This is a genomic window from Acinetobacter sp. D009 (assembly GCF_038562025.1).
GTDB lineage: Bacteria > Pseudomonadota > Gammaproteobacteria > Pseudomonadales > Moraxellaceae > Acinetobacter > Acinetobacter pittii.
This window is the reverse complement of sequence record NZ_CP151886.1, coordinates 2141930-2156102: the sequence shown is the minus strand read 5'-3', so window position 1 is coordinate 2156102 and position 14173 is coordinate 2141930. Positions and strand designations below refer to the sequence as shown.

The following is a 14173-nucleotide window of genomic DNA, read 5'->3' as shown; positions in this document are numbered from 1 at the left end:
AGATAGCTTCTATTCATGAATAGAAGCTTCAATTTTAAGTTTATTGATAAATGATCGTATATTTTACTTGTGATGTTACCGTACCAGCAGTAGAAGCACCTGTAGCATAATATTCGGCATAATAGTTAAGATCAGCACTACCGCCTGCTGAAACATTTACCCATTGTGAATTCGTTTGAGTTTCATTTGTGCTTGTAGCAAGTACAGGAATTACAGCGTTATTACTGCCAAGTAACTGAATATTTACATTTGTTGCTGCACCAGAGGTTGCTTGGTTTAATAAACGACCCGTATTAAAGTCAACGGTTGCGCCTGGTTCAAAATAAGTTGCGACTTTACCTGCAGCGGCACAGTTCGTTAAATTAATTTGAAAAGGTGTGCGACCAGCTACATCACCAGCATTTTTTAAGGTTTGAGATGAAACAGTAGGCAAATTGATTGTTAAATTTTTATCTCCAGTATCAATAGTACAAGTATTATCCGTGACAAGACCATTAATAGTAATTGTGCCATCTGCTGCTTGTGCATTTGCTATATTTAAAAGAGAAACTGCCGCCACTAAAATAAATTTTTTCATAAAATCCCCAGAATAGCTTTTTAAAATAAAATCCATTACTTTTCAGTAAGTTTATTCTGATTAAGTAAGGCGAAGGAAATATAACACTTTTCAATCAAAAAACAAGAAAAACATTATATTTATATATATTTTGATCAATTATTTTTATTAATAAAAATTAAAAAAAATATTTTTTATCAGTTGGTAAAATAATTGGTTAGTTTCTATTTAAAATAGAATTTAAAAATTAGTAATATCTAAGTAATTGTATTCTATTGAATTAATGAAATTTTAAAATATTTAAGATAATATATATTTAATATTTTTGATTAAGCCATTGTTTTTAAATGATAAAATTGTTTTGTGTGTATCTTATAAATATATTTAATTTTTTAAGAATTTTTTAAGGTTCAATTCCTACTGTTTTAGTTGTAATTCAATAAAAGATAATCTGGAGTTCAGTTCCATGAATACTATGAAGTATAGCTATAAACCTAATTACTTTTTCTTTGCTCATAAATTAGTTTTATTTTTAAAGGATTATCTCATCAAGCATCCGACGGAGCAGCAAACAACGTTTAACTTGCAAACGATTTATGACATCTTTAGCCATGATCTTGCTTCAAGTACGACAAACCTTGAAGGTATCTTAAATATTGCAGATGAATATGTCTTTGAAACAGAAGATGGCTTACTTCCATTAATTAGCAAGCATTCAGTCAATCTCAAAAATCATGTACTTTCTTTAGAATTTACACCTCAAGCCTTGTCAAGTCTATTATCAGGTCATTCGTTAGTAAATCCTAAAGCAGCTTAGATTTTCTTTTAAGGTAGAGTGAACTCATATAAAATTCATAAAATTTATTTTTAAGAGTTATTTATGAGTAAAGACTTCAAGGCCTTAACTTATATTGCGGATGAAAATGTAGCAGATACAGTGACTTGGCTTTTACACCATCAAGATGTTTTTGATTCTTTTAATTTTGATGTGTTGAACCAAGAATTCACAGTAACACATGCAGCAGGAAAAGATATTATTCGAGTCGGAACCTTTCTGAATGCTACTTACGGAATATTAGTAACTTCTATATAAATGAAAAAAGCCCTGAATAATCAGGGCTTTTAAATTTTCTAATTTGAGTTAAGCACTCATTGCATCTACTGATAAATCAGCAACTGTTGGCTTTGGTTTTTCAGCCGTTAAACCTAGTTTATTAAATAAAGCTTGGTCTTTACCTTCACCGGCATTTGGTGTGGTTAGTAGTTTATCACCAGAGAATAATGAGTTTGCACCCGCCATAAATGCTAATGCTTGGTCTGAATCACTTAATGATTCTCGGCCAGCAGAGAGACGGATATAACTATGCGGCATGATAATACGCGCCACAGCAATAGTACGAATCCACTCAATAACATCAAGCTTTTCAACATCAGCTAAAGGTGTTCCTTCAATAGGAACAAGCATATTGATTGGCACAGATTCAGGATGAATTGGTAGGGTAGCTAGTTCATGTAATAAACCAATTCGGTCTTCACGACTTTCGCCTAAACCCACAATACCGCCACTACAAACTTTCATACCAGCTTGACGAACATAATCAAGGGTATTTAAACGGTCATCAAAAGTACGAGTACTAATGATGTGAGAATAATACTCACGAGATGTATCTAAATTGTGGTTGTAGTAATCTAAACCAGCAACTTTTAGGCGTTCTGCTTGAGATTGGTTAAGCATCCCTAAAGTCATACAGGTTTCCATACCTAATGCTTTAACTTCGCGTACCATTTCTAAAACATAAGGCATATCGCGCTCATGTGGGTTACGCCAAGCAGCACCCATACAAAAACGTGAAGAACCTGAATCTTTTGCAGCTTTCGCTTCACTAATCACTTTTTCAACAGCAATACGTTTTTCTGCTTCTAGTTTTGATTCGTAATGTGCCGATTGTGAGCAGTATTTGCAATCTTCAGGACATTTACCCGTTTTAATAGATAAAAGGGTACTGACCTGAATTGAATTGGCAGTGAAGTGCTCACGATGTACTTGTTGAGCCTTGAAAACTAAATCCAAAAAAGGTTGTTCATATAAAGCTTGGATTTCTTCACGATTCCAATCATTACGTAGAGTCATTGTCATATCCATGATGATGGCATTAATTCACTATACATAATCATACAGAATTCGTATTAAAGCTATAGGGCAAAAAACATCATTTTTTTAATTTGATAGCTGAAGTTGATTAAGTTGCTGTTCAATTGCCCAATCAATATGCACATTGACGATTTCGTCATGTAAATTTTTGCCATTTTGTAGTTGATCTACAATTTCTTTTGAATAAGGAGCATTTCCTAATCCGATTGCAATATTACGTTTAAATGATTGATAACCTGTGCGGCGGATAGGGCTACCTTCCGTATTGGCTAAAAAAGTGGCTTCATCCCACTGCCAGATGTCAAGTAGACTAATATTATCTAATCCATGTCTAGGATTAAAATCAGTAATAGATGCTGTTTTGGCAAAGCTATTCCAAGGACAAATTAACTGGCAGTCATCACAACCAAATATTCGGTTTCCAATACCTGCACGTAATTCTTCAGCAATAATTCCTTTATATTCGATAGTTAAATAAGCAATACAACGTCTTGCATCTAGCATGTAAGGCTCGACAATTGCTTGCGTCGGGCAAATATCAATACAAGCGCTACAAGAACCACAATGTGCTGTTGCAGGCTCGTCGAAAGGTAAATCGAGTGACGTAAATAGCTCACCTAATACGAAAAAAGAACCTGACTTTTTATGAATGAGCAAAGTGTGTTTACCTGTCCAACCCATTCCAGCACTTTCAGCTAATGATTTTTCAAAAATAGGCGCCGAATCTGCAAAAGGACGAGATTCAAAGTCACCAACTTTTTCACGAATTCGTGTTGCTAGGGTTTTCAATCTACCACGCATGACTTTATGGTAATCACGGCCACGTGCATAGCGGGCGATAATGGCAGAATTAGGCTCTAAAGGTACATATCGAGGCTTTGGAGATTCCACAAGATAATTCATGCGGACACAAATAATACTTTTTGTACCAGGCACTAATAGTGTTGGATCAGCTCGCTTTTCTAGATTTTCTTCTAAATAGGTCATGTCTGCATGATAACCACGTTCAAGATACTCTAAAAAACGTGGCATTTGCTCTTGAGCATCTGGTTTTGCGATGACACAATCAGCAAAACCCAAGTCTAATGCTTGAGCTTTGATCCATGCTTTTAATTCATGTGGATCAATTTGTTGCACTGTAATGCGTGATGTGTCGGAAGATGTCATAAACCAAAATGCAAGAGGATAATAATATGCAGGCGGTAGTTTACCATAGCGATGATATTCGAGCATGGGAGCGGCGCTGGTTTGCTGCGCAAAACTCCTCCTTAGGTTTAATGCAGCAAGCGGCTTGGTCAATTGCCCAGCAACTTATTGAGCTTTTTAACGATCGGGCTATTAAGAATATTGCTATTTGGTGCGGAGAAGGCAATAACGCAGGTGATGGTTACTTTATAGCAAGTTACCTTAAACAAGCTGGATTTCAGGTTGAAATATTTGCGGCTCAATTGGGTGAGTCAACCGATTTACATTGTGCAGCGCAATTTGCTAGAGAAATGAAAGCCCAAATTCATCCAAATTTTGATATTAAAAGAACATTTGATTGTCATATTGATGCTTTATTTGGCATAGGTTTAAACCGAGAATTAAATATAGATTGGCAACAAGTAATTCAAAAGTTTAATGAACAATCTGGTCTAAAAATTTCAGTTGATATACCTAGCGGGTTACAAGCAAATACAGGGCAAGTCTTACCTTGCGCAGTGAGAGCTGATCATACCTTTACTGTTTTAGGACTTAAAGCTGGATTATTTACAGGACAAGGAAAAGAATATGCGGGACAAGTTCGTTTAGTTAGTCTAATTCCTATAGACAACGAGTTGAAACCCTTAGCTTATTTGTCACTCACAAACATTAAACTTCCTCAGCGTATGGCATTTGGGCATAAGGGAAGCTACGGGCATGTTTTAGTGATTGGTGGACATGAGCAAATGGGTGGAGCAGTCATTATGGCTGCTGAAGCTGCCTTTCATGCAGGTGCAGGCAAAGTGACAGTGGTTTGTCATCGCAACCATCATCAGGCCATTTTGTCGCGGGCACCTAATATTATGCTTCGTGATATTAATGCTTTAGATGAAAACAATATTAAAGAGATTCTATCTCAGATCGATGCAATATGCTTTGGAATGGGATTAGGCCGTGACGATTGGGCAAAGCAGATTTACCAACAATGGTTTAATTTGTTAAATCAAAGTACACGCTTAGAAATTGTTTTAGATGCAGATGCTTTATGGTTTCTGGCTAAACAGCCTGAAAAGTTAAATACACATATTTATGCCACACCTCATCCTGGAGAAGCTGCTACTTTACTTGGTTGCTCTACAGCGCAAATTGAAAATGACCGAATTGCTGCAATTTATGCCTTACAACAAAAATATGCAGGCCAGTGGGTACTTAAAGGAGCGGGTAGCTTAATTTTAGAAGATAATTTGTATATCTGTACGCAAGGTAATGCTGGAATGGGAACGGGTGGAATGGGGGATGTATTAGCAGGAATGATTACAAGCTTAAAAGCTCAGTTCCACAAAGGTATTGCATTACATGAGATTGTTACCCTTCATGCTCAGGCTGGTGATCAACTTGCAAAACATGGTATGCGTGGTTTACAGGCCTACCAAATGAATGAAGCAATTACTCAGATTGTAAATCAATAAATTTTTAACGTCTACGACTGCTAGAACGACTGCGTCCACGTGCCATACCACCTAAAGCATTTAAAACAGACAGTTTGCTCATACTTCCCGATGCATGTGCATGGCAGATAGCAGCAGCAAGGGCATCGGCTGCGTCGGATTGAGGTTTAATAGTCAAATTAAGTAATCGCATGACCATCATTTGGACTTGTTCTTTATCGGCAGCGCCATAACCAACCACTGACTGTTTAATTTGACGAGCAGTATATTCTGCAACTTGTAAATCTAAATTAACTAATGCGGCTATGGCAGCACCACGGGCTTGTCCTAGTTTTAAGGCAGAGTCTGGGTTTTGAGCCATGAAGACTTGCTCAACCGCAGCTTCAGTTGGACCATGGAATTTCACAATTCGCTCAACGCCAGCAAAAATACGTTTTAAGCGTTCTGGCATTTCTTGAGTTTCTGTTCGGATTGTACCGGCATCAACAAAACGTAGTTTACTACCATCTTTTTCAATGATTCCATAACCTGTTAAGCGTGAACCCGGATCAATACCAATAATCAATGCCATGTGAAGACTTATATAAATAGTTTAGAGAGTATTGTTACATAGCCAAAAAGGTTCTGCATGCGTAATTTAAAGAATGCTGCGCTGAATGGTTATTTTTCGGTTTTTTATCGAACCAATTTATATCTTTAAAATCATTTGATGTAATTCTATTTTAGTGGAATACTTATCTATAATTTTGGAATTAAAGTTTATCGGTAGATGGAAGATATTAATATCCGCATTGCGCAGCAAGTGCGTGAAATACGTCTAGCGCGTGGATATACCCTAGATATTCTTGCTAGTCGATGTCAGGTAAGCCGTTCTGCAATTTCACTCATTGAAAGAGGAGAAGCGAGCCCTACAGCTGTTGTTCTTGAAAAGCTAGCAAATGGTTTAGGGGTGCCTTTGACTCAGCTATTTGATTCGCCCCAGAATACTCAATCGCCTCAACCTATGGTACGGCGTACTCAACAAGCAGAATGGAAAGATCCAGAAACGGGATATATTCGCCGTCAAGTTTCGCCTCCAAATTGGAAATCTCCATTTCAGATCGTTGAAATTGAATTTCCAGCTCAATCTCGAGTTACTTATGAAACAAGTACGAATTCTAAAGTTGTATTACAGCAAATTTGGGTAATAGAGGGGCAAATTGATATTCAATTGGGTGAAAACTTTTATGCTTTACAAGAGGGGGATTGTTTGGCGATGCAATTAGATCAACCGATCATATATAGCAATCCTTCTTCTAAAGCTGCTCGATATATTTTAGTTGTATGTAATGAGCTCGTCTCTATTCTTAAGGAATCTTCATGATTAAAAATCTTAATCCAAATTTACGTTTAATCGATTGTCATGAAGCTACACATGCAAAGGCTATATTAGATATTTTGAATGAAGCAATTATCAATTCTACTGCTTTGTATGACTATTTGCCGCGCTCTGAAGAGTCGATGAAAAACTGGTTCGGGGTTAAAAGAGAAAATGATTTTCCTGTAATTGGTATTGTAGATGAGACAAACAAGTTATTAGGTTTTGCAAGTTGGGGAACTTTTAGAGCTTTTCCTGCCTATAAATATACGATCGAACATAGTATTTATATTCATCATGAACATCGTGGCGGCGGATTAAGCAAAATTTTAATGCAAGAATTGATTAAGCGTGCTCAAGAGGCAGACTTACATGTATTGATAGGCTGTATTGATGCAACCAACCAAGCAAGTATCGGTTTACATGAAAAAATGGGCTTTATTCATGCAGGTACTTTTAAGCAAGTCGGTTTTAAGTTTGGTCAATGGTTAGATGCTGCTTTCTATCAGTTAAATTTAAATACACCACATACCCCAGTTGACGGATAAATAATAAGGTTTTCAAATTTCAAGTTTTAAAATAACCCAGTTTATAAGGATGAATATAAGCTGGGCTATAAAGTCCAAATTATAAAATACCTAGCTGCTCTAATCCCTTATAAGCAATTTCTTTTCGAATAGAACTAGGTATGCCTTTTTTCATTTCTAAATTGAGTGAGAACGCTACAATTTTTCCTTGAGGTTGAACGACCCAGCCTGTTAACCAGCCCACTTGAGGCTCCACATCCCATCCCCAACCACTTTTGGCATAAATTTTCCGTCCATTTTTTTCTTCTATGAACAGCATAGATTGAACTTGTTCTTGCACATTCTTGCTAAAAGGAAGAGTTTTATGGGCTAGTTCATAAGCAAACTGGGCTTCTTGTTGAGGTGTAATTTTAAGTGGACCAACAAGCCAAAAATCATCTACTTTTGAACCAATATCAGCATTACCGAAACCAATGCGTTTTACCTCTTTAGACATAAGATCAAGGCCAATTCGTCGAGCTAGTTCCTGATAAACTGGAATAGCAGAAGCTTTCATCGCATCGCCTAGAGTCATGTCCTTTTCCCAATCAGGAAACAAACGCTTTTGCCCATCCCATTTAAACACTTCAGTTGGTGTTGCTTTATGATGCTCAAGTCCAATCAAAGCATTTAACATTTTAAAGGTAGAGGCGGGAACATATTCAGTTGATGATCTTTTAAGATCATTGCCATAGATTTCCTCTGTTTGCCCACGTTTTATAACTAAAACACCTTCAGTTTGTGCTTGATCAAACAATGATTTAATTTTCTCTGAGTTTTTATTGGTAGAAATTGACTGTATTTGATGTTGTTGTACGGTATTAAAAGAACATGCCGACAAAAACATCGTACCAATGGCAAAGAAAAGAGCTTTTTTAGTCATGAGTTTATGTGGGTTTAAAAGAATTATTCTTTAATTTAACTTGAATAGAGGTACTTTTAGATAGAGAAAATGTAAGTTATTTAGGAAATTCTATATCTATGCACTACTTTTTTAAATTTTATAAAACAACTATATAAATAAAGGAATATATCCAATTTTTCTAAGAACCTAAGTTTTCAACTAGACTAAAAAACTGCTTTCTTGAAGGACTTTTCGTTTAACTAGAGTAAAAAAATTAAAATCTAATTGAAGTCGCACTTGATAAACTTGATACAGCACTCATTAATAATAAAGCATGTTTGTTTTTATCGAGTTAAAATCAAATGTACTCTAGTATTGCAGACTCTGGCTGTTTCGATAGGGTTGGGGCAAATAAACTGCAATGAATTTTCTTTTTGAGATAGATAAAGTTTTACATGAATTTACTTCTTATTGTAGTTCTGGGCGCGATTGTTGAAATTGCCGTATGGATTGGCGTAGCACAGTTCATCAGTGGATGGTATGTGTTCTTTTGGTTCATTCTTGCTTTCTTTATTGGTTTGGGGCTTATTCGCAGAAGTACTGCTGGTATTATGCCTCAATTACAGCAAATGCAGATGACTGGCCAACTCGGTAATGACCCAACAGTAACTAAAAAACTTGCTTATGCTTTTGCAGGTTTCTTATTAATGTTGCCAGGCCTTGTTTCTGATGTGTTAGCGGTTTTAATTTTGATCCCTGGTGTTCAAACTGCTTTCCGTAATATAGCCATGAGAACTCTTGCAAAACGCCAACAAGCTATGATGGATAAAATGATGGGCGGTAATATGGGTGGGCAAAATCCATTTGCTGATCTAATGCGCCAAATGCAAGATATGCAGAATCAACAAGGTGGTGGTAGCCAAGGTCAATACCGTGATTCAAGCATTATTGACGGAGAAGCGCGAGAAGTCACTCCAGATCACAAGAAAATTGAACATAAAAATAAGGATTAATAAATACCTTATCTAAAGGCCTAAACCTCTAAAGTTTAGGCCTTTTTTATTTTAAGAAGATATAAATTATTTAGTTAGATGTTCAGTCACAACAGAATCTGTTTGAGCCAATTCAGTTGGGCTTTCTTGTGGTTTTGTTTGAGGTTGGTATTTGTTTGAAGCTAAGGCTGTTTGCTTATTCTCAGATTGTTGATAACCTCGGCTTCGGTTGGCTCGTTCGCGAAAGCCACCTTTATTAATGAGCTTTGTATGTGACATGCATTTGCCTAAAATGTGAGATTATTTGCTTATTTTAACAAATTTGGCAAAATATCAAAATAAGAAAAATAGTCCTATAAAAATAATATTTAACTTATATATATGTTTTTAATTAATATTTTTTAATTGACTCAATTGTTCATCCAGATTGAATTATCTATTCATTTCACATAGGATAAATATAAAGGATGTATAAATTAAAAAATGTAGCAAACCTATTAAAACAACAACGGTTGAAATGAGGGAAGGAGGGTTACCTATGCTATATCAATACCATTGTGCGTGTTGCGACAAAGTTGTGGCATCGACTGATAAATCATGTCCATATTGTGGTTCACAACATATTCGAAGCCCGTATGGCTTATGGATGTTTTGTGTGATGGCTTGTCTAGCTGTTGTCGTTGTATTTAAAGTTGTCCATATTTATATCCAGAACCATCAAGATACTCCAACGCAGTCAACTTTACTGGATGTATTAAATCAGGATGATAAAACGACAAGACAATAGATTTTGATTACAGCTACAAAAGATATGGCGTCAAGGATGATTGCTAGAAGATTAAACCCTGCATACCATAAAATTTGAACTATAAATAAAAAAGCCCGCTCAATGGCGGGCTTTTTTACGATTTTATTTTAAAGGCCAGCAGCATCTTTAAGGGCATCAACTTTATCAGTTTTTTCCCAAGTAAATGCAGAGTCGGAACCTTCGCGACCAAAATGACCATAAGCCGCAGTTTGTTTGTACATTGGTTGAAGAAGATCCAACATACGAGTAATACCAAACGGTCTTAAATCGAAATGATCACGTACAAGTTGAATAATCAACTCATCAGAAACTTTTGCTGTACCAAAGGTATTAATTGAAATCGAAGTAGGTTCTGCTACACCAATTGCGTAACTCACTTGAATTTCACATTTGTCAGCAAGACCAGCGGCTACAATATTTTTTGCAACATAACGACCAGCATAAGCAGCAGAACGGTCAACTTTAGATGGATCTTTACCAGAGAAAGCACCACCGCCGTGACGAGCCATACCGCCGTATGTATCAACAATAATTTTACGACCCGTTAAACCACAGTCACCTACAGGGCCGCCAATAACGAACATACCTGTTGGGTTAATGTGGAACTTAGTAGCTGCATGGAACATTTCAGCAGGGATGATCGGTTTGATAATTTCTTCAATAACTGCTTCTTTAAGCTGGCTTTGAGAAATTTCAGGATCGTGCTGAGTAGATAAAACAACAGCATCTAGACGTACAGGTTTGCCATTTTCATAGGCAAAAGTAACTTGGCTTTTTGCATCTGGGCGTAACCATGGAAGGGCACCTGAACGACGAAGTTCAGCTTGACGCTCCATTAAGCGGTGAGCATAAGAAATCGGCGCAGGCATAAGCACGTCTGTTTCACGGCTTGCATAACCGAACATTAGGCCTTGGTCACCAGCACCTTGATCTTCTGGTTTTTGACGGTCTACACCTTGAGCAATTTCAGGAGATTGTTTACCAATCATATTGATTACAGCACACGTTGATCCATCAAAGCCAAGATCAGAGTGGTGATAACCAATACCGTTAACAGTATTACGAACAACAGCTTCAACATCAATATTAGCAGTCGTTGTTACTTCACCAGCAAGTACAACAGCGCCTGTTTTTACCAGTGTTTCACAAGCAACACGTGCGTATGGGTCTTCTTTTAAGATTGCATCCAAAATAGCGTCGCTAATTTGGTCGGCCATTTTATCGGGATGACCTTCGCTTACAGATTCCGAGGTAAAAACAGCGTACTCGCGCATGAAAGTCCTATCTTGGTTATTTCAAAAGACATAATATGTTACATCGACTTGAGCTTGAGGACCAGTTCATACTGACTAAAAAGCATGAATTTATTTCATTTATAGTGTGTTTTAATTGATAAGTGTATTAGCAAAATTGATATAGAAAGCTTTAATTTAAAGTATTTATATTTTAACAACTTGTTGCTAGTGTGTTTTTTAAACATATAACTTAATAAAAATCTTAAATATCAAAATTTGAATTTTAAAGTAAAGAAACATGATCAACGCATACAAGATTGGCTAAATATTTTATCTATATATCAAAAGCTAACAAGATTAATGTTCTTACATTTAGTCGTTGTGCAGAAAAATGAACACTGTTTTGTATAACTTAAAGATTCAAATGTTTTTTGTGTAACCAAGAAACGGTTAAAAATAAAGAAATATACCGTGTTGGGGTTTACCCTAGGCCTTTTTTTTAAGACAATATAGCGGCATTGAATGGTTATTCATCTTCTTCTTTTCATCAATCTATTAAAATTGGATTCTGATCTATGACGACCCCTTTAAACGAACGTCGTATTGCAAATGCAATTCGTGTATTGGCAATGGATGCTGTGCAACAAGCAAACTCAGGGCATCCAGGTGCTCCAATGGGGATGGCAGATATTGCTGACGTCGTCTGGCGTGAGTTTTTAAATCACAACCCAACAAATCCACAATGGGCAAACCGTGACCGTTTCGTTTTATCAAATGGCCATGGCTCAATGTTGCAATACGCTTTGCTTCATTTAACAGGTTATGATCTTTCAATTGAAGATTTAAAACAGTTCCGTCAATTGCATTCTAGAACTCCTGGTCATCCTGAATATGGCTATGCACCGGGTGTAGAGACGACAACTGGTCCTTTAGGTCAAGGTATTGCTAATGCTGTTGGTTTTGCTTTAGCAGAAAAAACATTGGCTGCTCAATTTAATAAAGATGATTTAAAAGTTGTTGACCATTTCACTTACTGTTTCTTAGGTGATGGCTGTTTAATGGAAGGTATTTCTCACGAAGTATGTTCTTTAGCTGGCACCTTACAACTTGGTAAATTGATTGCTTATTATGATGATAATGGCATTTCAATTGATGGTGAAGTAGAAGGCTGGTTCAGCGACGATACAGAAGAGCGTTTCAAAGCCTATGGTTGGCAAGTTCTTCGTGTAGATGGTCATGATGCTGATGCGATTCGTCAAGCGACAATCGAAGCAAAAGCTGAAACTCAGAAACCAACAATCATTATGTGTAAAACGATTATTGGTTTAGGTTCACCGAATAAGCAGGGTAAAGAAGACTGTCATGGTGCGCCATTAGGTAAAGATGAAATTACTTTAACTCGTGAAGCATTAGGCTGGAACGAAGAAGCATTTGTTATTCCTGCTGATGTATATGCTGCATGGGATGCAAAAGCAAAAGGTAGTGAATCTGAAGCAGCTTGGAATGCAGTATTTGCACAATATCAAGCAAAATATCCAACTGAAGCGGCTGAGTTACTTCGTCGTATCAGTGGTGACTTACCAGCAGAATTTGCAGCGCAAGCAGATGCTTTCATTCGTGAAACAAATGCGAAAGGCGAGACAATTGCAACTCGTAAAGCAAGCCAAAATACATTACAAGCATTTGGTCCTTTATTACCTGAATTGTTAGGTGGTTCCGCTGACTTAGCAGGTTCTAACTTAACACTTTGGAAAGGTTGCCAAGGTGTTCAAGAAAACCCAGCTGGTAACTATGTCTACTATGGCGTACGTGAATTTGGTATGACTGCGATCGCTAATGGCGTTGCATTGCATGGTGGTTTCGTTCCTTACGTTGCAACATTCTTAATGTTTATGGAATATGCACGTAATGCAGTACGTATGTCTGCATTAATGAAACAACGTGTAATTCATGTTTATACACATGACTCAATCGGTCTGGGTGAAGATGGTCCAACTCACCAACCGATTGAACAAATTGCTTCATTACGTGGTACACCTAACTTAAATACATGGCGCCCTGCGGATACTGTAGAAACTGCAATTGCTTGGAAATCTGCTTTAGAACGCAAAGATGGCCCTACAGCACTTATTTTCTCTCGTCAAAACTTACCATTCCAAACACGTTCTGAAGAGCAAATTCAAAACGCTGCAAAAGGCGGTTATGTACTTGCTCAAGAAAAAGGCGAATTAAAAGCGATTATTATTGCAACTGGTTCAGAAATTTCTTTAGCAATGGAAGCTTATGCACAACTTGAAGGTGTGCGTGTAGTTTCTATGCCATGTGCAGAAGAATTTATGAAGCAAGATGCCGCATACCGTGAAGCAGTATTGCCAGCTCATATCCGTGCGCGTGTTGCTGTTGAAGCGGCTCATGTTGACTATTGGTGGAAGTTCGTTGGTCTTGATGGCAAAGTAATTGGTATGACAACTTATGGTGAGTCAGCACCAGCAAAAGATTTGTTCCAATTCTTTGGTATTACGACTGAAGCTGTTGTTGCAGCTGTAAAAGAATTAACTGCTTAAATATTAAAGTAGTGTAAAAAAGCGCTCTAGATAGAGCGCTTTTTTATTTGAGAAGTTAAATAGTGAGTTCTGTTTGGATATTAATCTGAGAGGTTAATAACTTATGAATAGGGCAATTCTCTGCAACTTTTAGTAATCGCTTATGCTGGTCTTCAGTAAACTCGCCTTTGAGTGTGATTTTCCGTTCAATATTATTTTGGCCTTTCTCAGGTTCGCCATTTGGGTTTAATGCTAAATCCACTTGAACATGATCTAGCTTAATTCCTTTAAGATTCGCATACATTTCTAAAGTAATTGTAGTGCAAGCCCCTAAAGCGGATAATAAAATCTGAACCGGATTCGGAGCTGTATCTTGTCCACCTTTATCAGTCGGTTCATCTGCAAACCATTGATGACCTGAAGGATCGGTGAGAGTTACCCGATATGGAGTGGAAGTACTTTGTGCTTGAGCAGTATTAGCCATGTT

General features: G+C 37.0%; 16 protein-coding genes. 8 read left to right on the top strand and 8 right to left on the bottom strand.

Annotated elements, in window-relative coordinates:
- Positions 1-40: 40 nt before the first annotated feature.
- Positions 41-613 carry a fimbrial protein gene (locus AAC388_RS10250; RefSeq protein WP_276123815.1) on the bottom strand — a complete coding sequence of 191 codons (573 nt, stop codon included), beginning with the start codon at positions 611-613 and terminating at the stop codon, positions 41-43.
- A gap of 409 nt (positions 614-1022) precedes the next feature.
- Between AAC388_RS10250 and AAC388_RS10245 the strand changes: the two genes are divergently transcribed.
- Both AAC388_RS10245 and AAC388_RS10240 read left to right on the top strand, forming a co-directional pair.
- On the top strand, positions 1023-1373 hold the full coding sequence (locus tag AAC388_RS10245; RefSeq protein ID WP_262461209.1) for a hypothetical protein: 351 nt from the start codon (positions 1023-1025) through the stop codon (positions 1371-1373).
- Positions 1374-1436: 63 nt separating this feature from the next.
- The gene (locus AAC388_RS10240; RefSeq protein WP_014206557.1) at positions 1437-1649 is read left to right on the top strand and encodes a hypothetical protein; all 213 of its coding nucleotides are present in this window, start codon (positions 1437-1439) and stop codon (positions 1647-1649) included.
- Between the two features lie 48 nt (positions 1650-1697).
- Here the strand turns inward: AAC388_RS10240 and bioB are convergent, their stop codons facing one another.
- Together bioB and queG are read right to left on the bottom strand one after the other, a co-directional pair.
- Positions 1698-2687: a biotin synthase BioB gene (gene bioB / locus AAC388_RS10235; RefSeq protein ID WP_005069622.1), complete on the bottom strand. Its 990-nt coding sequence runs from the start codon at positions 2685-2687 to the stop codon at positions 1698-1700.
- 87 nt (positions 2688-2774) lie between these two features.
- Entirely contained in the window at positions 2775-3875 is a 1101-nt protein-coding gene (gene queG / locus AAC388_RS10230) for a tRNA epoxyqueuosine(34) reductase QueG (RefSeq protein WP_206215985.1), read from the bottom strand.
- A 26-nt stretch (positions 3876-3901) separates the two neighbouring features.
- On the opposite strand from queG, the gene AAC388_RS10225 reads away from it, so the two are divergent.
- The gene (locus tag AAC388_RS10225) at positions 3902-5362 is read left to right on the top strand and encodes an NAD(P)H-hydrate dehydratase (RefSeq protein WP_337077991.1); all 1461 of its coding nucleotides are present in this window, start codon (positions 3902-3904) and stop codon (positions 5360-5362) included.
- A gap of 4 nt (positions 5363-5366) precedes the next feature.
- Here AAC388_RS10225 and ruvC read toward each other — a convergent pair whose 3' ends face one another.
- Positions 5367-5912 (bottom strand): crossover junction endodeoxyribonuclease RuvC, encoded by a 546-nt coding sequence (ruvC, locus tag AAC388_RS10220; RefSeq protein WP_002121356.1) that lies wholly within the window; start codon positions 5910-5912, stop codon positions 5367-5369.
- Positions 5913-6110: 198 nt separating this feature from the next.
- Between ruvC and AAC388_RS10215 the strand changes: the two genes are divergently transcribed.
- Together AAC388_RS10215 and AAC388_RS10210 are read left to right on the top strand one after the other, a co-directional pair.
- Entirely contained in the window at positions 6111-6704 is a 594-nt protein-coding gene (locus AAC388_RS10215) for an XRE family transcriptional regulator (protein ID WP_017482298.1), read from the top strand.
- A complete protein-coding gene (locus AAC388_RS10210; RefSeq protein ID WP_284090778.1) occupies positions 6701-7246 on the top strand; it encodes a GNAT family N-acetyltransferase in 546 nt (181 codons plus the stop codon). The genes AAC388_RS10215 and AAC388_RS10210 overlap by 4 nt, the downstream gene beginning before the upstream one ends.
- 79 nt (positions 7247-7325) lie before the next feature.
- On the opposite strand, the gene AAC388_RS10205 is transcribed toward AAC388_RS10210, so the two are convergent.
- On the bottom strand, positions 7326-8147 hold the full coding sequence (locus tag AAC388_RS10205; RefSeq protein ID WP_032007272.1) for an OXA-213 family carbapenem-hydrolyzing class D beta-lactamase OXA-506: 822 nt from the start codon (positions 8145-8147) through the stop codon (positions 7326-7328).
- Positions 8148-8563: 416 nt separating this feature from the next.
- On the opposite strand from AAC388_RS10205, the gene AAC388_RS10200 reads away from it, so the two are divergent.
- The gene (locus tag AAC388_RS10200) at positions 8564-9121 is read left to right on the top strand and encodes an FxsA family protein (RefSeq protein WP_039760758.1); all 558 of its coding nucleotides are present in this window, start codon (positions 8564-8566) and stop codon (positions 9119-9121) included.
- 66 nt (positions 9122-9187) lie between these two features.
- On the opposite strand, the gene AAC388_RS10195 is transcribed toward AAC388_RS10200, so the two are convergent.
- Positions 9188-9379, bottom strand: a complete 192-nt coding sequence (locus tag AAC388_RS10195) for a hypothetical protein (protein WP_284090779.1) — start codon at positions 9377-9379, stop codon at positions 9188-9190.
- Between the two features lie 259 nt (positions 9380-9638).
- On the opposite strand from AAC388_RS10195, the gene AAC388_RS10190 reads away from it, so the two are divergent.
- Entirely contained in the window at positions 9639-9887 is a 249-nt protein-coding gene (locus AAC388_RS10190; protein ID WP_002121448.1) for a hypothetical protein, read from the top strand.
- 128 nt (positions 9888-10015) lie between these two features.
- Here AAC388_RS10190 and metK read toward each other — a convergent pair whose 3' ends face one another.
- Positions 10016-11182: a methionine adenosyltransferase gene (gene metK, locus AAC388_RS10185; RefSeq protein WP_005069601.1), complete on the bottom strand. Its 1167-nt coding sequence runs from the start codon at positions 11180-11182 to the stop codon at positions 10016-10018.
- A 536-nt stretch (positions 11183-11718) separates the two neighbouring features.
- Between metK and tkt the strand changes: the two genes are divergently transcribed.
- Positions 11719-13707, top strand: coding sequence for a transketolase (tkt, locus tag AAC388_RS10180; RefSeq protein WP_005076314.1), 1989 nt, complete (start codon positions 11719-11721; stop codon positions 13705-13707).
- 55 nt (positions 13708-13762) lie between these two features.
- On the opposite strand, the gene AAC388_RS10175 is transcribed toward tkt, so the two are convergent.
- Complete coding sequence (locus AAC388_RS10175) at positions 13763-14170, bottom strand: OsmC family protein (RefSeq protein WP_284090780.1); 408 nt, start codon at positions 14168-14170, stop codon at positions 13763-13765.
- Between the last annotated feature and the right edge of the window lie 3 nt (positions 14171-14173).

What these genes read in the sequence shown, in the direction of transcription:
- metK (WP_005069601.1), bottom strand. Translation starts at nt 11,182, where the DNA reads ATGCGCGAGTACGCTGTTTTTACCTCGGAATCTGTAAGCGAAGGTCAT.
- AAC388_RS10205 (WP_032007272.1), bottom strand. Translation starts at nt 8,147, where the DNA reads ATGACTAAAAAAGCTCTTTTCTTTGCCATTGGTACGATGTTTTTGTCG.
- AAC388_RS10215 (WP_017482298.1), top strand. Translation starts at nt 6,111, where the DNA reads ATGGAAGATATTAATATCCGCATTGCGCAGCAAGTGCGTGAAATACGT.
- queG (WP_206215985.1), bottom strand. Translation starts at nt 3,875, where the DNA reads ATGACATCTTCCGACACATCACGCATTACAGTGCAACAAATTGATCCA.
- AAC388_RS10190 (WP_002121448.1), top strand. Translation starts at nt 9,639, where the DNA reads ATGCTATATCAATACCATTGTGCGTGTTGCGACAAAGTTGTGGCATCG.
- bioB (WP_005069622.1), bottom strand. Translation starts at nt 2,687, where the DNA reads ATGACTCTACGTAATGATTGGAATCGTGAAGAAATCCAAGCTTTATAT.
- AAC388_RS10250 (WP_276123815.1), bottom strand. Translation starts at nt 613, where the DNA reads ATGGATTTTATTTTAAAAAGCTATTCTGGGGATTTTATGAAAAAATTT.
- ruvC (WP_002121356.1), bottom strand. Translation starts at nt 5,912, where the DNA reads ATGGCATTGATTATTGGTATTGATCCGGGTTCACGCTTAACAGGTTAT.
- AAC388_RS10240 (WP_014206557.1), top strand. Translation starts at nt 1,437, where the DNA reads ATGAGTAAAGACTTCAAGGCCTTAACTTATATTGCGGATGAAAATGTA.
- AAC388_RS10200 (WP_039760758.1), top strand. Translation starts at nt 8,564, where the DNA reads ATGAATTTACTTCTTATTGTAGTTCTGGGCGCGATTGTTGAAATTGCC.
- AAC388_RS10175 (WP_284090780.1), bottom strand. Translation starts at nt 14,170, where the DNA reads ATGGCTAATACTGCTCAAGCACAAAGTACTTCCACTCCATATCGGGTA.
- AAC388_RS10225 (WP_337077991.1), top strand. Translation starts at nt 3,902, where the DNA reads ATGCAGGCGGTAGTTTACCATAGCGATGATATTCGAGCATGGGAGCGG.
- AAC388_RS10210 (WP_284090778.1), top strand. Translation starts at nt 6,701, where the DNA reads ATGATTAAAAATCTTAATCCAAATTTACGTTTAATCGATTGTCATGAA.
- AAC388_RS10245 (WP_262461209.1), top strand. Translation starts at nt 1,023, where the DNA reads ATGAATACTATGAAGTATAGCTATAAACCTAATTACTTTTTCTTTGCT.
- tkt (WP_005076314.1), top strand. Translation starts at nt 11,719, where the DNA reads ATGACGACCCCTTTAAACGAACGTCGTATTGCAAATGCAATTCGTGTA.
- AAC388_RS10195 (WP_284090779.1), bottom strand. Translation starts at nt 9,379, where the DNA reads ATGTCACATACAAAGCTCATTAATAAAGGTGGCTTTCGCGAACGAGCC.